Below are 22,477 nucleotides of genomic sequence, written 5' to 3'. Positions count from 1 at the left end.
ATAGTTGTAATTATTAGGAAGCTTCAAAATAGTTTATAAATGTTATGCAGCATGGCATAATTGCGCCTTCGCGAGCCGAACCGGATTACAGAGCTTGATTCGGACTAATCTCGAACGATACGGCAGTTTATTCGCCAGTATATTAAAAACGCTTTTTAAAATTAAAAAGTATGCTGAGGGCAAGTTACTTTATATCGATTATTAAGCAGGATGCCTAACACAATTTCATGCGAACCATGACTCACCGTATTTAGGGCAGATGTTGTAAAATCGTATGAGTAGCCAACATTAATAAGCGAACTCAGGTTAAATCCAACCAATGCCGCGTATGAATCATTGCGGCGGTATGAACCACCAATCCAGAACCTGTCTTTAAATGACATTTTCATGTTCACATCAAAAGTTACCGGAACCGGTGCTATAAATTTCAACAAGGCTGAAGGCATAAGCGTAATATCATCAGATACGAAAAGCTTAACGCCGCCGGTCACAAAATAATGGGGTACCGTTTTGTTTTGTACAGCAGTTGTCGAAGTAGTTACATATAAATTTTGCGGAAGGATTTGCTGTACCGACGCACCAAAAAAATAATTAGATGAATAAGCCCATACGCCTACTCCCAAATCAGGTTTCCACTGCGCGCCCGCGATGCTATTAATGGTTGGGTCATTTTGGTCAACATAAGTGAGTTTACTTTTGTCAATAATATTATGACTTACCCCGGCAGACACCCCTACCGCTAAATTCAATGTTTCGGTAAGGCCGAGGTGATAAGCGTAAGTAGCGTCAATATTGGTTTGTGTTATCGGGCCTGTTTTATCAGACACCACCATTAAGCCCACGCCATGATGCGGCTCCGCAGCCATGTAATTTTGTGTATATGACCTGCTTGATGGGTTTAAACCTCCACCCGCAGGAAATGCAGTAGCATCGCCCTGTAAAAACCGGTTACCTATAGGCGCGTTTACTGAAAAATAGGATGTTACCGGCGCGCCTTCAAGCCCTGTCCATTGGCTGCGATAACCCAGTTTTACATCGGTATAGTTTTCAATACCGCTTAACGCAGGGTTCAAAAGGTAATTATTGAATACGTATTGAGTGTACTGCGGCCGTTGCTGTGCTTTTGCTAATTGAATTGTTACGGCAATAATAAGTAGAGTATATAAAATTCGCTTCATTTTATCTGATAATGGTCACATTACCTGCAATAACCTCCCGGCCATTTTTCGGATCAATAATATAATAATAAGTCCCGGGAGGCAAATATGAGCCTTTGTATTTCCCATCCCAGGGTATACTATAACCAATTGACGAATATACCTTTTCTCCGAATCGGTTGTATACGTCAACCTTATTATTTGGATAACTTTCTAAATATTTAACATTCCAAATGTCATTTACCCCATCTCCATTAGGCGTAAACACATTGGGAACGACTAAAAACTTTAAAACCTTTACCGATACGCTGGCCATGGCCTGGCATCCATGTGCCGATGTAACCACTACCTGATAGGTAATATCCTGCGACGGACTTGCAACAGGATTAGCCACGCCATCATGATCAAGGCCTGTTGCTGGTGTCCATTTATAACTTAAGTTATTATCGTTTACTATGGGTTTTAAAACACGCTTTGTGCCTTCAAGCATAGTAAAATCCGGCCCCAACGTTACAACAGGCGATGCATCTACCTTCACCTGCTGCATAACTGTATCAGCGCACGCGTCCCGGGTGGTATAAATGTACATGATATCAAATTCGCCGACACCCGAAACAGCAGGGTTAAACACACCATCTGTACTAATCCCTGTTCCTGAAAACACACCGGAGCCAACAGGGCCCTGAGGTTTTGGCAACAATTTTTTGGGCTCCGATTCGATACAAAGAACAGGCGCCTGATCAAAGATGACGACAGGCGATGCTTTTAAATTAACCGGGATTTCTGCGACATCAGAGCATGATGTACCCGAATATGCAATTACTCGCAAGGTAACCTGCCGCGATCCTGATGTAAATAAAGGGTATTTATGCCTGAGTTGCATTCCATATACCGGATGGTCATAAACTACCGTAGTTGATGGATCGTTGATGTCATAAGTAACCTCCAGCCGGGTAATCTCGCCGAAATTAACCGAGGATTGGTTTTCAAAAAATACTTCCTGAGCGCTGCACAAACCAGCCGGATCCTTAATAATTACTTTAGCTTTTGGTTTGCTACCGTTAATTGTTAATGACTTTGAAGCCGATGTAAAAGAGCATCCATTTTTTGAAGTAACCTTAAGTGTAACCTGATAGTTGCCGGCTAAAAACTTGTGCTTCGGGTTTTTCCCGTGGGAAATATTCGGGTTAGCTGGTGTTGCATTAGGGTCACCAAAATTCCAATCGTAGGTAAAGTCAGCTTCTGTGGCATCAGCAATTGTGCTTCGATCAGTAAACTGAACAAAGTCATCTTCACAGGCATCGGGCAATAAAAAATCCACTACCGGCACAGGATAAACTTTAACAGGCAGCGGGGCTATATTACTTGTACAACCATTATCATTTGTGACGGTTAGCTTAACTAAATAATCTCCCGGTTCACTAAATGTATGGTTAAATGGGTTCTTGCTTTTAAGAATTTCAACCGGTGTGCCATCACCAAAGTCCCATTGCCAGCTAATGATACTTCCTTCGGCAGATGTGGACTTATCCGTAAATGTAACATCCTGACCTGTACAGCTTGGCGACGAATAGCTAAAAGATGCAAGAGGTGGTTTTGATATATGGATCTTTATTGGATCAGATGCAGCGCCGCATCCATTTTCATTGGTAACAAAAAGTTTAACCAGGTAATAACCGGGTTGGGCATATTTGTGTACAGGGTTTTGCACAACATCAGTTAACCCATCGCCAAAGTCCCATCGCCATGTTTTAATTTGCCGTGTACCTGAGGTTGACTGGTCGGTGAATTGAACATCGCTGCCAAAACAGGTATTTGCAAAATTGAACTTTACAACCGGTGGCAATGATATATTAAAATCAAACTCTATATCTTCGTTCGATCCGCATTCATCCGCAATAGGGTTAAATACAGTCGCTACTACACTATAATCACCGTCAATATAGGTTTTATCTCCCGGACATTCATAAGTATAAAGCACCTTCGAATCCTTTATGATAGAACCGGTTGGTATTGGGTTGTCTACAACAACAGCAGCACTACCATCCTTAAAATCCCAGCTTATTTTATTGGTTTGAAATGGCAGCGTAAGCTGCAGTTTATAACGAGTATCAGTACAGCCATTGGCCTGCACCGTCTTGTCCGCAGGATTTAATAATACAATAAACTCATTCAGGTTTTTAAGGTTGGTGCCCGCAGCGTAACCATAAGATTCCGTTTTGCCAAACCCATAAGCAATTGCATTGAACCCGTCGGATGCTTTGATATTATGTACACCCGCGTTTACGCTGATTTGTGCATACGAATAAATACTGTTCGGCACAGGAGAAAACTGGGTATAAGGTTCTCCGTCGAGCGAAAACGTTGGCACCGCAGCTGTTTTAATAATAACATTAATAAAATTATTCAGGATCCTATAGTTTCCGGTTGAGTTTAGCGTAACGTGATCGAGTGTTTGTTCAATCGGGGTCAGATAGATCATTTCAGGATCACCTGTATCACCTTGAATAAACTGGCAATTTAAACCTTCGCCCTGGGTTACCGCATATTGCACTACCTGAATTGGTTTATCGGCAGCAATAACGTTAGTTGTGGTTGACGTAAACTCGTAATACAAACCATTGTTTAGCCCTCCCGTTGGCGCGGCACCGTTTACGGTAACCTTTGTATCGGGCGAACTAAGCACTATTCTTAAGATATCATAATAGCGCCCTTTTAAAGGTGCGGTTACATAGTTCTTACCCCAAACTGCTAAAGGATAAACTTGCTGAAAGAGGTTATCTGATGATCCCTTATCGCCCTGACACCCTATGCTTATTTTTGAGCTGCCCGAAAAAACAGCGATTTTTTTACAGGCCCCGGCTGCGCTCACAATTGAGCGAATGCGGCTGCCGGTAAGGTCAGTAGCTGATAATCCCTGGTATACTTCGCCCTTTTTTAAATTTACGGTAAATGGTTGGTTTGCAGGAATCCCGTTTAGCAGTGGCTGCGAGGGTGTTATTTCAACCGTAGTATTATCTTCTGTAGCTATTACCGCAAAGGTTGAATATGAGGGTACGCCTTCAGTATTTTTCGTACCGTTGTTTGAGTTTGATATTTGTTTATAGTTAATGGAGAGGTAATCTTTACCGAGCGTATTGACGGGCAGCAGAAGCGTTGCGCCGGATACGTTCTCTGCAAAAATATGCGCGTAAACTGCAATAGGTTTTAACGACTTGATATGAATCCCCTTTAAAAACTGCCCCTGGTTTCCTACAAAGGCTTCGGGGGGAATAGCTACCGTTAATATATCCTTTGCCTTAACCTGGTAGGTACTTGAAAAGCTACCATCTGCAACTTCAACTGTTACAGTGGTATTTACGTCGGCAGTTATGTAAAGGTCCATCTGACTACCCCTGCCCAACGCGGTAGGACTGCCTGCTGCACCATCAACGTGGTCAATATATGCGGTATAAAACTCCGTACCCTGGTTTGAACCTTGCGCGTTAGTGCAAATAGCAATGCATATGAAAATAAAAGAGAGGCTTAACGACCGCAAAAAAATTATCTTGCTCAAAGGTGTACAGTTGGATTTGGTTTTGTAGTATTAAACTAACCCTTTAAAAATACAAAAACCTTTAATTTATACGGTATGATTATATAAAATAACCAGCCCGTTTAATTGCCCGGTCAATTTCATAATTAGCTACGTTTAACTTATAACTAAGCTCAAGTCGCTTTTCCGCAGATCATAAACTTCAAGAGCATTTTAAATGATGTATTTCAGATCGTCATGCTATCATGGTATAGTAATGGTTTTGTGGATCCCCCGCGATAATAGTGTCAGAAAAAATATGGCTATTTAAAAACCCGGTCAGCGGGTTCAGGTGGTAATAAAAAAACACGTTCTAAAACAGGACACACGCAAATAACAGGGGTTAACACGACTTAACACATTTTAAAAACAACATATTCAATCACCTAATAATCAATTATTTATATTTTTACAGGGTTAACACTAAACTAATTTTTGAGTAATCATGCACATCCGAATGTTTGCGCGTGTTATTAGTAAAAACATGCTGACAAGACCGGGTACATTTAAACCACATCAGGCCATAAAACAAGTATAATTTGATGTTAATTACTAACCCGGCACCATTTCGTTAGTTATATGAATAACAAGGCCTTGCCATAAAAATATTAAAATGCATTGCCCGGCATGCTAAAAAAACTTATCCGGGTTAGGCACCAGGTTCAGGAACTTTTCAAAATTTTCTTCGTAATGCGACTGATCAAGCTTATAGTAAAATGCACCTTTTTTTGATGAGAGCTTATCTTTTTCAGGAAGCTTTACAAGTAAACCTGTTGAAAGCAGCTTACGGCTAAAGTTCCTGTCATCAAACTTGGTTTGATAAACTCCTTCATAAAGGGCCTGTAATTGCGGAATGGTGAACTTTTCCGGAAGCAATTGAAATAAAATCGGGTGAAGCGCGGCTTTATAACGCAGTTGTCTTTTAGCGAGGCGCACCATTTCATTATGGTCAAAGATGAGATCGGGCATCTCATCCAGTAAAAACCATTCGGGGTGATATTCTTCACTTAGTTGGGCCTCATATTTATGAATGTCGATAAGCGCGAAATAAGCAACGGAAAGGGTCCTTTCTACCGGGTCACGTTCCGGTTTACCGAATACCTGGAACTGCTCCATATACACATTCTTAAGCCCGGTGCGCAATTCAAGCACACGGTTTGCAGCATCTTCGGGTGATTCGGTTGGCTTTATAAAACCACCTATCAGGCTCCACTTGTGTTTTTCGGGCTCAAGGCCACGCTGAACAAGCAATAACTTAATATTTGCCCCGTCGAATCCAAATATGATACAATCTGTTGCAACTAAAATGCGCGTTTCGCCGCTGTACTTATGCATAACTTAGGTTAAGTTTATATGCAATTGTAAAAATAATTTAGCAATTATTTAGTGTTGATCGGACAACTATTTTATATACCGGCAATTTATCTCCAAAAATTTAAAACGATTTATCAAGTCCGGATAAAAAACAAGGCAAAACCGTGATACTGCATATCCATATCCTAAGAAAGATCAGCTTACCCTCTTTCCTTGCAACAATAAATCCATAGCGTCATCAAATGATCCAGCCCTGATCACCTCACCCGAGTTTACAAAAAAGATCTCATCAGCATTTTCAATCGTATTTAAACGATGTGCTATGATTACCCTTGTAGTAGTTTTTGGCAGGTTATCCAAAATGTCGCTCAGCAATTTTTCGGTAATGGTATCAATGTTGGCTGTTGCCTCATCCAGTATCAAAATCTCCGGGTTGCGTAAAACAGCCCGCATAAAGGCAATAAGCTGCTTCTGGCCCAAGCTAATGCTGTCGCCTCCTGATAGAACTTTGGTGTCCAACCCTTCTTCAAAAATTGCCAGCAGGCTCCCCAGGTTAGCATCCCTGATCACCTGTTCCATTTCTTCGTTGGTATGATCTTTAAAAAGCTCGTTGCCATAAAGGATATTATCTCTTACCGTACCGGTAAACAGGAACGGCTCCTGTAAAATAAAGCCTATTTTTCGGCTGCGTTCCTCGGCCGTAAAACTCCTGATATCTTTCCCGCCAAGTAATACCAGGCCTTTAGTAGGGTCATACAAACGTGCTATTAATGAAGCCGTTGTTGTTTTGCCGCCACCTGTGGGGCCAACCAAGGCATAGGTTTTGCCGCGCTCTAATTTAAAGCAGATATTATGGAGGATCTCCCGGCTTTCATCATAACTAAAGTGCACATGTCTGAACTCTAATAAAGCAGCATCTGGTTCGTTAATGCCTGCCTGCAGCACGGGCAAATCGGTTTCAAGGGATAAGATCTGCGAGATCCTGTCCCAGCCCGCCATCGCCAGCTGAAAGTTTGTCCATAAGGCAGCTAATTGCCTTAACGGGTTATAAAAATTGGTAGCATATGATAAGTAGCTCACCAGCAATCCGATAGAGAACATACCTTTACTGATCAGGTAGATACCAAAGCATAGTACGGTAAGCTGGGCCATACTGGCAAGTAAACCATATACCGGCACAAAGACGTTGTTAGCCAAGCCCGATCCAATGGCTGTTTTATAGTTTTGATTGTTAGCTATGTCAAAACGCTTCCTGAAATAATCGCGCCGGTTAAAAGCGATGATCACTTTAAAATTATTAATACTCTCCTGGATCTCACCGCTCAATGCACCGGTACTTTTCAAATTTGCTGCATTTTTTCTTTTTATCCATGGTGATAATACCAGCGTTAAAAACAGGATGACCAAGGCCGGAGATAAAGCAGCTGCTCCCAACTCAATATTGATAGCCAGCAAAAAAATACCGGCGCCAATCATAATAGAGATATTGCCGATAAACTGCATCAATGACTGGGAGAAGAATTGATTAAGCTTATCGGTATCGTTGTTAACCCTCGATATCAGGTCGCCGGCCTTGTTCTGATTAAAAAAGGCTACCGGCAACTGCTGTAACTTATTAAAGATAGAATTGCGTAGTGTAAATAACATCCTTTGCCCTACCCCTCCCATCAGCGTGGTTTGCTTATAGCTGGTAAACAAAGCTACCAGGTACATACAAAATAAAATAGCCGCATTATGTAAAACTCCGCTAAAATCCTTGTGCTGCACATATTTGTCAATGGTATGACCGATAATAAGCGGCCCAAGCAGGTTAAGTGTGGAGTTAATAAGGATGGCAAAAAAAGCAATGATGAGCGTACGCTTTTCATGAGCTATCAGCTGCAGCAGCTTTTTTAACCCGGCCAGCGTAGAAGTTTTTGGCTGATTTTTACCTAATTGGTTAAGATCGTAGTTCATTATAATCAATATTTTTCAGGCGCTAACTTTATGTTTAATGGCTAACACCCTGTTCGTAATTGCTGGTGCTTTGCTGTGAATTAAAGATCTGTACATAATCCGGACTGGTTTTCATCAGCTCATCATGCACGCCGCTGGCTACTATTTCGCCTTGCATCAGCAAAATGATCTGGTCGTAATGTTCAACAGAGGCAATCTTTTGGGTTACCGATATCAGTGTTAAACCCGGATAGTTCTTTTGAATATTTGCCAGGATCTTCCTTTCGGTATTGTTATCAACCCTGGCAGTAAAATCATCAAGCAGCAAAACCTTTGGATTAACTGCAAGTGCCCGGGCAAGCATAATGCGTTGCTTTTGTCCGCCCGAAAGGCTTGAGCCCCGTTCAGAAACAATAGTGCTCAATTTGTCGGGCAGGTTATCGATAAACGTACTTAACTCGGCTGTTTCAATCGCTTTTTGAAGCGATTCATCAGTCACCGTATCGCTGAAAGCGATATTTTCACGAATGCTCATATTAAAGATAATGCTATCCTGAAAAACAAAGCCAACCTGCCGGTGAAAGGTTTCACTGTCATATTCGGCAAGGGCTTTGCCGTCAAACAACACTTCGCCTTCGGTAGCATTGATCAAGCCGGTGAGCAGGTACAATAATTGCGTTTTACCGGCAGATGTAGGCCCGATGATGGCGATCTTTGAACCTGCCTTAACTTTAAATGAGATGTTTTTCAGCGCCGATTTTTGGCCGTAGCTTATTGTAACGTTCCTCAGTTCCACATCGCCGCGCAAAGTATCCTTCAACGGGCCACCGTCGGTAACATCCGGCGCATTCAAAACCATGCTGATCCTCGTAAATGAAGCCGTAGCCTGGGCTATCAGGTTGCTCATGAAACCTAAAATGAATATCGGGAATATCAATAACGACAGGTAGCTGTTGAAAGCCGCGAAACTACCCAGGGTCATGCTGCCGCTGATTACGAAATGCCCGCCCATTACCAAAATAGTAAATGCTGCCATGTTAGCGGTAAACGTTACAATGGGAATGAGCCCGGCAAAAAAACCAAGGATCTTTAAACCGTAATCCTTTGCTTCGGTATTGGCGGCGAGGAATTTATTGTATTCCAACTGCTGCGAGTTGATCACCCTGATGAGTGCTGCGCCGAGTATGCTCTCGTTAATTACCTTATTAAGCTGGTCGATAACGCCGCGGCTTTTCATAAACAACGCGCGCACGTTTTTCAAAACGTAAAAAAAAGTACCGCCAATGATGGGAATAATAGTGATCACAACCAGCGCAAGTTTCCAGTTAATGGTGAGCAGCATAACACTGCAGCCAATAATGATAAATAGCGACGATACAATAGAAACCAAAGCCTGCGATACGAATAGTTTGATCGAATCGATATCCGAAGTAAGGTTGGTTAACAGTTTTGAAGGGTTTGCCTGCTCGATAAAAGCATGGGTTTGGCGGGATATTTTATCAGCCAGTTGCTGCCTGAGATCACGCGCTACTTTTTCAGATGCATATATTTGCACAATTGCCTGTAAGCCTGCAAACAAAAATACCACAATTGTCGCCGTCAGAAATTTGGCCATAACCTCGTTTATCACAAAATGATGATTGGAGTAGGCATCAATACCGTTAGCTATAATTTTAGGCAGCCAAAGGTTCATGGCGTTGCCCAGTAAAGCAAATAACAGTAACAGCGCCACAAGCCCTTTATATGGTTTCAGCAAACTAAATACGCCGGGAGGTTTATTGTTTGTTTTTTTTGTAGGATCAGGTTGCATAGTGATCTTGATTTATAATTCTCTTTTGCGGGTATCAAATCGCGCTTTTATTATAGTTGACGACTGAACCTGCAAAACATTTTTATTTCAATCTAAAATTATCGAAATAAATCAGAACGGAACGGTAAGCCATTCTCATTTTCCATATATTTCTATTTCGATATAGTTTGACAAATATATTTCTATTTGGGAATAATTAAAACATTTTAGAAATAAATTTATAATTTTACACCTAAACCGGAATAAAATGAAACCAATAGTGCAATTAGTTGAGGAATGGACTGCTTTTGAAGAAGTAAGCGAACAACCTACTGTAGAAGCATTTTGCAGATACTACCTGCAAAAGCAACGCCCAAAGCCTAAACAAGCCGGCAAAAAAGGTGAGCGCATCATGAACGGCGCATACTTGCTTAAAACCCTCGGCCGCATCCTGAGCGCTTATTCACTTTATTTCCGGTCGGCAGTTAACCACATCGGCATCCCTCCTGCCGAAAGTTTCTATTACCTAAATGGTTTACTTCACCTTGGGGAGGTAAGAAAAAGCGACCTGATCAACTATATGTTTGCCGAAACAACAACCGGCATGGAAGTCATTAACCGGCTCATCCGGGAAAACAAGATAGATGAACGAACCTCCCCCGATGACAAACGGGCTAAGCTGATCAAAATAACCGAGAAGGGTATTGCGGCTCTTGACGAATATTATAAGATCTCTGGAAAAGTGGTGGAAATGACTTTTAAAGGTATCGATGATGATATTTTAACCGATTGCTATGAAATGCTAAAATATTGTGAGCAGCGGAACTCGGCTGTTGCCATCGAACTAAAAAATAAACCTTTTGACCAGATGTATGAACTTGCAATGGCAGATAAAGCTTAACTTCAGTACGAGGTAATAACAATTAACGATGAGCACTGCATTCCACCCCGAAGCAACCTATGTTTTAGAAGACGACAGGGTACTATTACGCCCCTTACAGGAAACTGACCTTGACCACCTGCTCCCTTTTGCCATCAATGAACCCGACACCTGGAATTACTCACTCACAAGTGCTGCCGGCGAGGATGGCATGCGAGCTTATATTAAAGCAGCTGCTAATGGCCGCACTACAGGTAGGGAATATCCTTTTATAATTTTTGATAAAGCAAGCGGCGGGTATGCAGGCAGTACCCGTTTCTATGATATTCAGCTTGCCTATCAAACCTTACAGTTAGGCTATACCTGGTATGGCGAAAAGTTCAGGGGTACGGGACTTAATAAACATTGTAAATTTTTGCTGCTTCAATTAGCTTTTGACCAACTGGGAATAGAGCGTGTGGAATTCAGGGCCGATGCTCGAAACGAGCGAAGCATAGCTGCCATGAAAAGCATTGGTTGTACAGTTGAAGGCGTTTTGCGAAATCATACGCCTCTTGCCAATGGCAGCCGCCGTGACTCGATTGTGCTGAGTATTTTAAAAGACGAATGGAAAAATAAACTAAGAGACAGCTTGAAAAGCCGCCTTTAAACTCAATGTCAGCTAAAAGTAAAGATGGCATAATACTTGGACATTCAATGGCCGGGCGTGGTAACAACCCCGGCTTTTTTGTATCTATACCATAAAAAAAACATCTGTGGACAATATCCTCAATATCTCTGATTTAAGTAAAACATACCAAAGTGCCGGTCGTACGCTCACCGTGCTCGATCAAATAAATTTTTCGGTGGCGGCAGGTTCAACCAATGCTATAGTTGGGCCATCAGGCAGCGGAAAAACCACCCTGCTTGGCCTTTGTGCCGGGCTCGACCGCTCAACTTTAGGCACTGTTGAGCTTAATGGTATTAACCTTAATAAGCTTACTGAAGATCAGCGTGCACAAGTGCGGAATCAGCATGTAGGTTTCATATTCCAGAATTTCCAGTTGCTACCTACACTTACTGCGCTCGAAAACGTCATGGTGCCACTTGAGCTTAGAGGCGAAAAAAACATCAGAGCAAGGGCTTTGGATCTTTTAGATAAAGTGGGCTTATCAGAGCGCGGACATCATTACCCGCTCCAGCTTTCGGGTGGTGAACAGCAACGTGTATCATTGGCTCGTGCTTTTTCAAATGCCCCCCGGATCCTCTTTGCCGACGAGCCTACGGGAAACCTCGATGCAGAAACCAGTGACAAGGTGATCAAACTCATTTTCGACCTGAATAAGGAAGCGGGTACTACACTTGTAGTGGTGACCCATGATCTTGAGTTGGCAGCCAAAACCCAGCGCATCATCAGGATCAAAGGCGGCAAACTGATTGCCGACGAAAAAACCATTAACGGATAAGCTAATGGATAATACTGCTATTGATTTCAAAAGAAAAATAAATATCCCCTGGCTGTTTCGGATGGCCTGGCGCGATAGCCGGCGCAACCGGTCAAGGCTGTTCCTTTTTATATCGGCCATCGTATTTGGGATTGCTGCGCTGGTGGCTATTTATTCGTTCAAATACAATGTACAGAATGATGTGAACGATCAGGCCGCTACGCTGATTGGTGCCGACTTATCTATTTCCGGCAACAAACCGGTCGACGATAAATTAAAGCATATGCTCGATTCATTAGGCGACGAGCGCTCACAGGAACGAAGCTTTGCGTCCATGGCTTATTTTCCGCGCACCAATGGTACCCGGTTGGTGCAGATCAGGGCTTTACAGGGAGATTTCCCCTACTACGGCACTTTAGAAACCACACCCGAGGTAGCCGGACTTACCTTCAAGAAAGGCAGAATGGCGTTAGTTGATAAAACCCTGATGCTACAGTTTAATGCTAAAGTGGGTGATTCTGTGAAAGTAGGTAACCTCAACTTCCAGATTGCCGGTATCCTGAATAAAGCACCAGGCCAAAGCGGTGTAATGGCGGGTATTGCCCCCGTAGTTTATATCCCCATGCAATACCTGGAGCAAACCGGGCTTGTAAAAATTGGCAGCCGGGTTAATTATAGTTTTTATTATAAGTTTAATTCGTCGGTTAATGTAGATAAGATCGGGAAAAAGATCGATCCTATGCTTGACAAGGCAGGGATGCGCTTTGAAACCATCGAAACAAAAAAAGACAATACGGGGCGAGCCTTCGGTGACTTAAGCCGCTTTTTATCCTTAGTTGGTTTTGTTGCCCTATTATTAGGTTGCGTTGGTGTAGCCAGTGCAATCCATATTTATGTAAAAGAAAAAATTGCATCGATAGCTATTATGCGTTGTCTTGGTGTTAAATCATCCGAAGCATTTTTGATTTACCTGATACAAATTGTAGGCATCGGGATTATCGGTTCTGTTACCGGGGCTATATTGGGTACCGCTGTTCAACATTTACTCCCCATTGTATTTAAGGACTTTTTACCGTTTACCATTTCCGTACAAATTTCGTGGATGGCTATTGGCCAGGGTATTTTACTGGGTGTGATTATCTCTATACTATTTGCTTTACTACCTTTAATCTCCGTTCGCAATATCTCGCCGCTCAATACGCTTCGTATCTCGTTTGATGAAAGTGGCAACAGGCGTGATCCTTTGCGTTGGCTCGTGTATTTGCTGATACTGGTATTTGTGATAGCATTTACATATTTACAATTAGACAGCATCATTGGCAGTATCCTGTTTACGTTAGGAATCCTGATTGCCTTTATGATCCTTACGGCAACAGCCTGGCTATTAATGCGCATCACAAAAGCAATAGTAAAAGGCTCATGGAGCTACTTATGGAGACAGGGATTTGCCAATTTATACCGGCCCAATAATCAAACCATTATTCTTATCGTATCCATTGGTTTAAGTACCATGTTTATTTGTACACTTTATTTTGTGCAGACATTATTGGTACAGCAAGTCAATCTTTCTACAAGCGGCAATCAATCAAACATGATATTGTTTGATATTCAGAGCAGCCAGGAAAAAGGGGTTGTTCAGTTAACAAAGCAACAGGGACTTCCTGTGCTGCAACAAGTGCCTATTGTTACGATGCGTATTGAGCAAATCAACGGTAAAACGGCCGCCGACCTTACAAAAGACACTACTATTAAAATACAGCATGGTGTGTTTACCTGGGAGTACCGTGTAACGTTCAGAGATTCGTTAACATCATCAGAGAAATTGCTGGATGGCAAATGGATTGGCAAAGCCGATCCTTCAAAAGAAATCCCGGTATCTGTTGAAGAAAACCTCTCTAAACGGGGCAACCTTAAAATTGGCGACAAAATAGTATTTAATGTGCAGGGCGTACAAATGCCGGCATATGTTGCCAGTATCCGCAAGGTTAACTGGGGTAAGGTACAAACCAATTTTCAGGTGGTTTTTCCGAAGGGAATACTTGAGGGTGCACCGCAATTTCATGTGTTGATGACACACGTGCCATCAAACAAGGTATCAGCAGCTTTTCAGCAGGTTGTAGTAAGGGCTTATCCTAACGTTTCGATAATTGATCTGGGGCTAATTTTAAGTGTTGTTGATGAGCTGTTAAGTAAAATCAGCTACGTTATACGTTTCATGAGCGCGTTCAGTATTATAACAGGTATTGTGGTACTAATAGCATCTGTGCGGATCAGCAAATATCAGCGCATCCAGGAAAGTGTTTTATTGCGTACGCTTGGTGCAAGCCGTAAACAAATATTCACTATAACAGCGTTGGAGTATTGGTTTTTGGGCAGCCTGTCGGCCTTAACCGGAATCCTGATAGCTTTTGCGGGTACTTATTTCCTGGCAAAATATAGTTTTGAAATACCATACAGTGTGAATATATTACCAGCACTTGTGCTATTTTTAATAGTAAGTTTGCTGACGGTTGTTATTGGCTTACTGAATAGCCGTGGGGTATTAAACAAACCGCCGCTTGAGATTTTAAGAACAAACGCCTGAGCGCATTGTATTTATTTTATATGAACAAAGTTACATTAAGCGGTATCTTGCTTGCGGCCCTCACAATGGCAGGTTGCGGCGATGGCGCTAAATCATCAAACAATGATCAGGCGCAAGCTGCCACTGAAAATGCCAAAACCGATTCGGCATCAAAGAAAATTGTTTTGTTTTTTGGCGATAGCCTCACTGCCGGGTACGGCCTCGATGATCCTGCAGATGCATTTCCCGGCGTTATCAGTCGCCGGGTTGATTCATTAAAATTACCGTATAAAGTAATAAATGCCGGACTAAGCGGCGAAACTACCGCAGGCGGCAATGGCCGCATAGACTGGCTGTTAAAGCAAAAAGTAGACGTTTTTGTATTAGAGCTTGGCGCCAACGATGGCCTTCGTGGCATCCCGGTAAGCGAAACCGCCAAAAATCTTCAGTCCATAGTAGATAAGGTAAAAGCCAAATATCCTGATGCTAAACTTGTTTTGCTGGGCATGCAGGTACCGCCGAACATGGGCGCCGATTATACCGCTAAGTTTAAAAACGTTTTTCCCCATCTGGCTAAAAAAAACAATATGGCCCTTGTCCCCTTTTTATTGCAAGGCGTTGGAGGCGTACCCTCACTTAACCAGGGCGATGGCATCCACCCTACCGCTCAGGGTGCAAAGATTGTAGCCAATAATGTTTGGGCTATATTGAAAGATGAATTGAAATAATCAATCGTTCAGGACGTGGTGCATCATCACCCTGAATTCATTCTGCAAAATAGTTCATTAGTTTGATGAATCCCTGATAATTAGTTCGGTTGCTAATGTTATGTGTTGATTTTTTTCTTCGGGGACAGCAGCGTTAAGCCTTTCCATCAGCAGCTTGATCACGTTGTCGGCTATTTCGTCAATTGGCTGAGCTATAGCGGTAACAGCTGGGGTATACAATTCAAAAAGTTCGTAATCGTCAAACGCGATCAAAGCAATATCACCCGGTATATTTTTACCTGCCTTACGGATGGCCTTCAAGCCGCATTTGCCCAAATGATTATTGGCGAACAGAATGGCATCGACATCTTTATTTTTTTCCAGGAAGTTTGTCATTAACTTAAGCAGTTCCTGAACAGTAGTGTGAAAATCGACCTCGGTTATATTGGGTTTTAATTTGCTTTGGTGCATGGCTTTTTCATAACCTTCAAGCCTTTCTATCATTTGAGTTTGGATAGAGCTGTAAGTTATAAAAGCTATATTTTTATGTCCTTTATCAATAAGGTACTGTGTGGCGTTAAAGGTGCTGAACAGGTTATCAACCACTACATAGTCGGTAGCTACTTTAGGCAGGTAGCGGTCAAAAAGTACCACAGGGAAACCATCTTTGATCAAATCGCTGATATCCTCTTCAATATTATCGGGCGGGGTAATAATGTACCCATCAACATGCCTGTCGCGAAACATAGCTATCAGTTCGCGCGTTTTTTGCGTATCGTTATCTGTACTGCTGTAAATGATCTTATAACCGTTTTGGTAAGCAAGGTCCTCTATGCGGCGGGCTATTGTGGCAAAAAAATGATTGGAAATATCCTGCACCAGCAAGCCGATGATATTTGATTTGCCGGTGCGTAAACTTTTGGCTAACGAATTGGGTTTATAACCAACCTCTTTCACATATTGAAGTACGCGCTTCACCAACTCATCGCTGATGCGTTTTTCCTGCGCGCGACCATTAAGGATAAAAGATACCGTAGTTTTAGATATATTAAGGCTATTGGCAATGTCAACTATAGATAATTTCTTCTTCAAGGATTTAGTATTTTAAAACCAAATATATAATATAAATAGTAATGCTAAACAGGTTTAGTAGATAATAAATGGTTTATATTACTTATTAATTAATGCATGCAGGATAACTCAAAAATGCACAACAATATATAAACAAAAAAGATCGCCCATAACAGGCGACCTTTCAGTTAATATATAGGGAGTTAGAATATTAAAACCTGCGCATGCCCCGGCCGTAATTTCCATTTTGAGAAAAACGCTCACCACCATTGCCCCTGTCATAACCGCCGCCGTTTGATGGTCGGCCACCCCAGTTGCCGCGATTGTCATGACCGCCACGGTTATCATTGTTGCCATTGTTAGGCTGTCCGTTACCCCATCCGCCATGGTTACCATGGTTGTCATTGTCAGATTGGTTTCCATTACCCCAGTTACCACGGTCATGATTACCGTTGCCCCAGTTATGATTATCTCTGCCACTTCCCCAGTTACCACGGTTATCATACGGATTAGGTCTTCTGCCCCAGCTTCCATGGTCACCACCCCAACCCGGGCGATAAGCATAGCCGCCTGCAGGCCTTCTGTCAAAACGGTGACCCCAGTTACCACGGTCGCCCATGTAACCGCCCCACCTTTGCCTGTAAAAATCGTGACGCAAGTATGGTCGTGGCGCTCTTACCTCGTATCGTACAGCAGTACGCCAGTTATAGTCACGGTAAGCGCCTGGCAGATAAGCACAGCTTACCCAGCGGCTGCCGTCATTGTAGTAGTAGCATCCTGCACCTACATTATAGTAAGCTTCTACTTCCGGTAAATAGTAATAATCATCGTCGTCACTAACATTTACGTTATCATCATAAACAGGCTCTTCTTCTACTACGGGCGGAGGAGGGGCAGGTACGTAAACGCGATGAGCGGGGATATTGATACCAAATTGTATAGATACCTGTGCGTTGGCTTTACTGATAAATAAGCTTCCGGCTGCTATTGCTGATAATATGGCTAACTTCTTCATAATTGTAAATTTTATATAGTTAGGACGATATCTATCAGCAATGGTTTAATCAAACACAGCATTATATGTCACAACATTAGTTGATTGATACTATGTTTTACCCACAAGCTATTTAACCAAATTTTATTTCAAACAATTAATACCGCAATCTATTGCTGCCAAATTTTATTAATTGGTATGGTTAAATAAAAAACAAAGTGTCACTTGATTACTACAAAACAGATTTTAGGATTATCGGTATATTTACTTAATTTGATAACCATTAATCTTTACCATGAAAAACCGCAAATTATTACGTTCCATACTGCCTGTAGTTGCTATGGCAGGTATTATGTTTATTACAGCCTGCAAAAGTAATAGCGACTCAAAGAAAACTGCTGATAGCACTTCTACCCCTGCTCCATCAACAGAAAACGCGGGTATTAAAACTCCAGAAGGCTTTAGCGCCAGTATTATTGCTGAAAAACTTGGTGGTACCCGCCATATTGCCATTACACCGCAAGGCGACATCTATGTAAAGCTTACCAATGTTAAAAACAACAAGGGGATATTAATGCTTCACGAAGATGGCGGCAAGGCTACCGTAAAGAACAGCTTTGGCGCTTATAGCGGCACAGGTATGTCGATTAAAAACGGATACCTGTATGCATCGTCGGATGAAGAGGTTTTTCGTTATAAACTGAACGATAAGGGCGAGGTGATCAATCCTGATCAGCCCGAAAAAATAGTGACCGGCCTTATTAGCCGCCACGAGCACGAAGCTAAGGCCATAACGCTTGATAACGATGGCAACATTTACGTAAACATTGGCGCTTACTCAAATGCCTGCCAGGTTGAAGACCGTAAAAAAGGTTCTCCGGGCCAAAAGGGCTGCCCTATTTTAGATTCGGCCGGCGGCATCTGGCAGTTTAAAGCGGATAAATTGAATCAGCATTATGGCGATGGTGTACGTTATGCTACCGGTCTGCGTAATGTTGTAGGTATCACCTGGAATCAGCAAAACAACCAGCTTTTTGTAATGCAGCACGGCCGCGATCAGCTTTTTGAATTCTATCCACAATATTTCACTGCTAAACAATCGGCCATATTACCTGCCGAGTGTATGTATGCGCTTAAAAAAGGAGATAATGCAGGCTGGCCTTATATGTATTACGACCAGGAACAACATAAAAAAATGCTGATGCCTGAATATGGCGGCGACGGCAAGATTGAAGGCGGAAAAGATGCTATCGACCCCGCAGCTGCTTATCCGGGCCACCTTGCCCCTAACGGCCTGTTATTTTATACCGGCGATCAGTTCCCCGCGAAATATAAAAATGGTGCATTCATCGCTTTTCATGGTTCATGGAACCGCGCACCTGAACCGCAGGCTGGTTACTTCGTGGTATTTCAACCATTTAAAGATGGCAAGCCCGATGGTCAGTGGGAAGTTTTTGCCAACGGCTTTTCTGGCTCTGCTGCTAATACAGCTTCAGGTGCTGCGGCCCACCGTCCATGCGGCTTGGCGCAAGGCCCGGATGGCTCACTTTACGTTACCGATGATGTAGCTGGAAATATTTATAAAATCACCTATAAAAAATAATAACAGACTGAAAAAAGCTCTCATTTTATTATTCATAATCTCACTTACAAGTATTGCCTCACAGGCATAAACAAGGCATAAAAACCGGCGACAAGGAAACCTGTCGTCGGTTTTTTTTAAATTAATGGCCTTTGGCAATAAGGCAAATACGGTAACTGCTGCACAGGTAAAGGCAGCAAGGGTTGCCAATAAAAAATGGTAACACGTAAATCAGCCTGCGAAGTTTTTAAAACTTCGTAGGCTTAATATTAACCTCACTTCTTTTTGATAACAGCCGTCGCTTTTATCTCAATTAAAATATCATCCCTGAAAAGCTTGCTTACCTGCACCAGTGTACTTGCCGGTGGTTGCTTTGTATTCACATATCTATCCCTGATATTACGAACTACCTGCACCTGCGATGCGTCTATGATATAGTAGTTCAACTCAACCAGATCATTCATGGTCCCGCCTGCAGCCTCAACAATGTTTTTGATATTGGCAAAAACCTGCTCAGTTTGGCTCGCGAGATCACCTTTGCCGGCAAGCTTGCCGGCCTGATCCAAACCAACCTGACCCGACATGATCACCATTTTATTTTTACCCAGATCAACAATTACAGCGTGAGAATAGCCAAATGGCTTACCAACTGTAGATGGGTTTAAGAAAGTTACGTCTTTATTCGAATCCTGGGCAAAACAAGCTGACGATGCGCAGAACAAAATGAGATAAAGGAGTTTTTTCATCAGGTGATTATTGATTTGCACAAATTTGGACATATTAAAGCACACTTACAATATCGTGATACCGGCCGACCAACCGATCCAACCTTTTGTGCGGTTACCCCAATCAATCAAACCGGGTTTGTTTTTTATGATCTGCTGAATATCGCTGTCTCCGGGATGATTGCCATAATTAGTGTAAACATTAAACGACGGCCCTGCAAAGAAGCTAACTTTTGAACCTGCCCTGAAATTGAGCAACGCGCTTACCCGGTTTATCTGATTTTGGTTTTTCCATCCTTTTGCCAATAGTAAGTGAGTCGAACCTTCAGCTGACAGTGACATATTGTTATTGAAGATAAAATCGTGACCTAAGCCAAAACCTGTGCTATAATAAACATGCTTATCTGTAAAATTAACGCCGCCTGATATGATGGAATACAGTTTAGCATTCCCCGATTTAAAGGCGATGTTTGTTGTAGCGATCTCGTTACTGTACACTTCAATTTTAGCATATCCATTACGCGAAATATTCAATAAGCCGATGCCATAACCATCAAGCGTATCGGCAATATTTACCATAGCAAATGACACGCCTTTTATCACCCGGGCTTTATTAAAAATTCCTGCTACCTGTATTCCGCTTGCTTCGTTGCCTGTAACATTGGCTATCCCTGCGATACTAAAACCTTTGTTGTTTTTCCGGGTGTAATTGTAAATACCTGCCGCCTGGATGCCTTTGCTATTGCTCACGTGGTTAAAGATCCCGGCAAGCTGAACGCCTTTAAGACTGTCTTTTACCATATTATATATACCAGCCGCCTGGATACCTTCTATGTTTTTCTGGTCGTTATTATTAATGCCGGCCAGTTGAACGCCTTTGCTGTTACCCCCAACAATATTAAAGAGCCCGGCGGCCTGTACATATTTAACTTCCTGTTTGTTGATATTAAACAGTCCGCCAAGTTCAACGCCATTAACGCCACCGTTATATCCCCCTAAAATATTGAGCGAAAAGTTATTGACTATTTGCCCGCTCATCATACCATGGCTTCCTAAACTTGGTAAAAGCGAGGTTTGTACCGGAACCGTTGAAAGATATCCACCTAAATTAAGGTTCTGTATTTTCTGGCCGGATGAAAGGAACATTCTGCCCAGCCAGCTCCTGTCTGATTTTGAATTTGCGGCATCGGCGCTGTAATAATATTCGCGTGACTTTATGGATACGTTTACATTATTTAAAAAATTGATACTGGTGTCACGATATAGCTCCTTACTTACATTAAGTGTAATCATACCATTGGCTTTTATCTTGAGCTGGAAGTAACCGTTCTGATCGGTAAGGGTTGATTCCAGCGAATTTTTTTCATAAACACTGGCATTGTAAAGTTTTTTACCGGTGATATCATCATACACGTACCCGCTGATGTAATAAACATTGCCTGGCCCGGCCAGGGTATCAGGCACAAGGGCTAACCTGTACGGGGTAGGCCGGAGTATAATATATCCCGGCGACTCCTTATAATCAACCCTGCCATGAAACAGCTCATCAAGTAAGTTTTTGATCGTTTGCCCGGATGATACTATGCTCACCACACTATCGGTTTTGATGACATCATTGCTGTACGAGAAATAAAACTTCCCTTTTTCGCCGATAATGGTGAGGATCTCGGCTATCTTTTTTTGTTTAACATTGAGCGCTACAGTACGGTTCAGGTTATCCTGCGCCAGCGCATTGGTAATGAGCAGGCAGCCCGCCAACACGAGCATTATATAAAATAATATGCTTAGTTTCTTTTCCATCAGTTTTTGATTATGATGAGATGAGGTTTTTTGACCACTTTAACATCGCCCAGGGTTTTGCTTATGACCTCTAATATCCCGTCAAGTGAATCTGCTTTAAATGTGGTTGTTATAGTCCTGTTAGCCAGCTTTTTATTATCTATCACAATATTTGCATGGTAGGCCTCATTAAGCACATCCACAAGCCGCCACAGTGGTGTTTTATTAGCTACGAACTTTTGGGTACGATAATAATTATATAGCTCATCCTGGCTGCTGCCTTTTTGCAGGCGACCACCCTGCACCGATGCTTTCTCTTTCGGCTTTAGCTTTACAATGATCTCCTGCTGAATTACCTGCACCACGCCGGTTTCAACAATAACCTCGGTATTGGCGCCGGTAGTTTTGATATTGAACGATGTGCCTACCACCTTCACAACTACATCATTTACGTGGATCATAAATGGTTTTGATTTATCATGAGCCACATCAAAAAAGGCTTCTCCCTTTAATGATATCTCCCTGGTACCGCCGGTAAATCTGTCCGGGTAATTCAACACCGAGTTTTTATTCATGGTGATCAATGATCCATCCGATAAGGTAACCTTGCGTACTATATTGCCGCTTTGCAATGTAAGCATGTTAACTTTTACCGGCTTGAACAGGGTGTATAAGATCCCGGCAGTGCCTAATATCACGAGCCACATAGCAGCCATTTTAAGCCAGCGGTTTGCCGGTTTTAAAGATTTAATTGTAACCGGTGCTTCATCCCTGTTGTGCGCCAGCTGTTTAAATTCGGCCCATGAAGCTTCGGGATCAAGCTTACTTTCTATTTTAAGTTCGCGGCTGGTATCCCAGATCAGTTTAAAATGATCGAAATATTTCCGGTTATCGTCATTTTCGCCAAGCCAGCGGTTGATGGTTTCATTCTCAACCGGCGTGGTCTCGTTCAGCATGTATTTGGTTAATAAATCGTCCATCAT

At 42.4% G+C, this 22,477-nt stretch carries 16 protein-coding genes; 6 read left to right on the top strand and 10 right to left on the bottom strand.

Features of this window, described 5'->3' with window-relative positions; genetic code table 11:
- Positions 1-161: 161 nt before the first annotated feature.
- The 5 genes from BLP33_RS05065 to BLP33_RS05045 form a co-directional block, all read right to left on the bottom strand.
- Positions 162-1,178 (bottom strand): PorP/SprF family type IX secretion system membrane protein, encoded by a 1,017-nt coding sequence (locus tag BLP33_RS05065; protein ID WP_090525486.1) that lies wholly within the window; start codon positions 1,176-1,178, stop codon positions 162-164.
- Between the two features lies 1 nt (position 1,179).
- Complete coding sequence (locus BLP33_RS05060) at positions 1,180-4,713, bottom strand: PKD domain-containing protein (RefSeq protein ID WP_090525484.1); 3,534 nt, start codon at positions 4,711-4,713, stop codon at positions 1,180-1,182.
- 648 nt (positions 4,714-5,361) lie between these two features.
- Positions 5,362-6,066, bottom strand: coding sequence for an NUDIX hydrolase (locus BLP33_RS05055; RefSeq protein WP_090525482.1), 705 nt, complete (start codon positions 6,064-6,066; stop codon positions 5,362-5,364).
- Between the two features lie 174 nt (positions 6,067-6,240).
- Complete coding sequence (locus BLP33_RS05050; protein ID WP_090525480.1) at positions 6,241-8,001, bottom strand: ABC transporter ATP-binding protein; 1,761 nt, start codon at positions 7,999-8,001, stop codon at positions 6,241-6,243.
- Between the two features lie 34 nt (positions 8,002-8,035).
- The gene (locus BLP33_RS05045; RefSeq protein WP_090525478.1) at positions 8,036-9,790 is read right to left on the bottom strand and encodes an ABC transporter ATP-binding protein; all 1,755 of its coding nucleotides are present in this window, start codon (positions 9,788-9,790) and stop codon (positions 8,036-8,038) included.
- Positions 9,791-10,037: 247 nt separating this feature from the next.
- On the opposite strand from BLP33_RS05045, the gene BLP33_RS05040 reads away from it, so the two are divergent.
- The 5 genes from BLP33_RS05040 to BLP33_RS05020 all read left to right on the top strand — a co-directional run bounded on the left by BLP33_RS05040 (position 10,038) and on the right by BLP33_RS05020 (position 15,364).
- Entirely contained in the window at positions 10,038-10,670 is a 633-nt protein-coding gene (locus BLP33_RS05040; RefSeq protein ID WP_090525477.1) for a MarR family winged helix-turn-helix transcriptional regulator, read from the top strand.
- A gap of 28 nt (positions 10,671-10,698) precedes the next feature.
- On the top strand, positions 10,699-11,298 hold the full coding sequence (locus tag BLP33_RS05035) for a GNAT family N-acetyltransferase (RefSeq protein WP_090525475.1): 600 nt from the start codon (positions 10,699-10,701) through the stop codon (positions 11,296-11,298).
- A gap of 106 nt (positions 11,299-11,404) precedes the next feature.
- Positions 11,405-12,094 carry an ABC transporter ATP-binding protein gene (locus BLP33_RS05030; protein WP_090525473.1) on the top strand — a complete coding sequence of 230 codons (690 nt, stop codon included), beginning with the start codon at positions 11,405-11,407 and terminating at the stop codon, positions 12,092-12,094.
- A gap of 4 nt (positions 12,095-12,098) precedes the next feature.
- Positions 12,099-14,657, top strand: a complete 2,559-nt coding sequence (locus BLP33_RS05025) for an ABC transporter permease (RefSeq protein ID WP_217633108.1) — start codon at positions 12,099-12,101, stop codon at positions 14,655-14,657.
- Between the two features lie 20 nt (positions 14,658-14,677).
- Positions 14,678-15,364: an arylesterase gene (locus BLP33_RS05020; RefSeq protein WP_090525470.1), complete on the top strand. Its 687-nt coding sequence runs from the start codon at positions 14,678-14,680 to the stop codon at positions 15,362-15,364.
- 57 nt (positions 15,365-15,421) lie between these two features.
- On the opposite strand, the gene BLP33_RS05015 is transcribed toward BLP33_RS05020, so the two are convergent.
- Together BLP33_RS05015 and BLP33_RS05010 are read right to left on the bottom strand one after the other, a co-directional pair.
- Positions 15,422-16,435 carry a LacI family DNA-binding transcriptional regulator gene (locus BLP33_RS05015; RefSeq protein WP_090525468.1) on the bottom strand — a complete coding sequence of 338 codons (1,014 nt, stop codon included), beginning with the start codon at positions 16,433-16,435 and terminating at the stop codon, positions 15,422-15,424.
- 190 nt (positions 16,436-16,625) lie between these two features.
- Positions 16,626-17,429 (bottom strand): hypothetical protein, encoded by an 804-nt coding sequence (locus tag BLP33_RS05010; RefSeq protein WP_090525466.1) that lies wholly within the window; start codon positions 17,427-17,429, stop codon positions 16,626-16,628.
- A 274-nt stretch (positions 17,430-17,703) separates the two neighbouring features.
- Here BLP33_RS05010 and BLP33_RS05005 point away from each other — a divergent pair, with 274 nt between their 5' ends.
- Positions 17,704-19,011, top strand: coding sequence for a PQQ-dependent sugar dehydrogenase (locus tag BLP33_RS05005; RefSeq protein ID WP_229701496.1), 1,308 nt, complete (start codon positions 17,704-17,706; stop codon positions 19,009-19,011).
- A gap of 254 nt (positions 19,012-19,265) precedes the next feature.
- Here the strand turns inward: BLP33_RS05005 and BLP33_RS04995 are convergent, their stop codons facing one another.
- The 3 genes from BLP33_RS04995 to BLP33_RS04985 are packed head-to-tail and all read right to left on the bottom strand — an operon-like array spanning position 19,266 to position 22,474.
- Complete coding sequence (locus tag BLP33_RS04995; RefSeq protein WP_090526214.1) at positions 19,266-19,736, bottom strand: RidA family protein; 471 nt, start codon at positions 19,734-19,736, stop codon at positions 19,266-19,268.
- Between the two features lie 45 nt (positions 19,737-19,781).
- The gene (locus BLP33_RS04990; RefSeq protein ID WP_090525462.1) at positions 19,782-21,515 is read right to left on the bottom strand and encodes a carboxypeptidase-like regulatory domain-containing protein; all 1,734 of its coding nucleotides are present in this window, start codon (positions 21,513-21,515) and stop codon (positions 19,782-19,784) included.
- Entirely contained in the window at positions 21,515-22,474 is a 960-nt protein-coding gene (locus BLP33_RS04985; protein ID WP_175489930.1) for a FecR family protein, read from the bottom strand. Before BLP33_RS04985 ends, BLP33_RS04990 begins: the two co-directional genes overlap by 1 nt.
- Positions 22,475-22,477 lie beyond the last annotated feature (3 nt).

It is taken from the genome of Mucilaginibacter sp. NFR10 (assembly GCF_900100445.1).
Taxonomy (GTDB): Bacteria; Bacteroidota; Bacteroidia; order Sphingobacteriales; family Sphingobacteriaceae; genus Mucilaginibacter; species Mucilaginibacter rubeus.
This window is presented reverse-complemented; position numbering and strand designations above follow the sequence as displayed.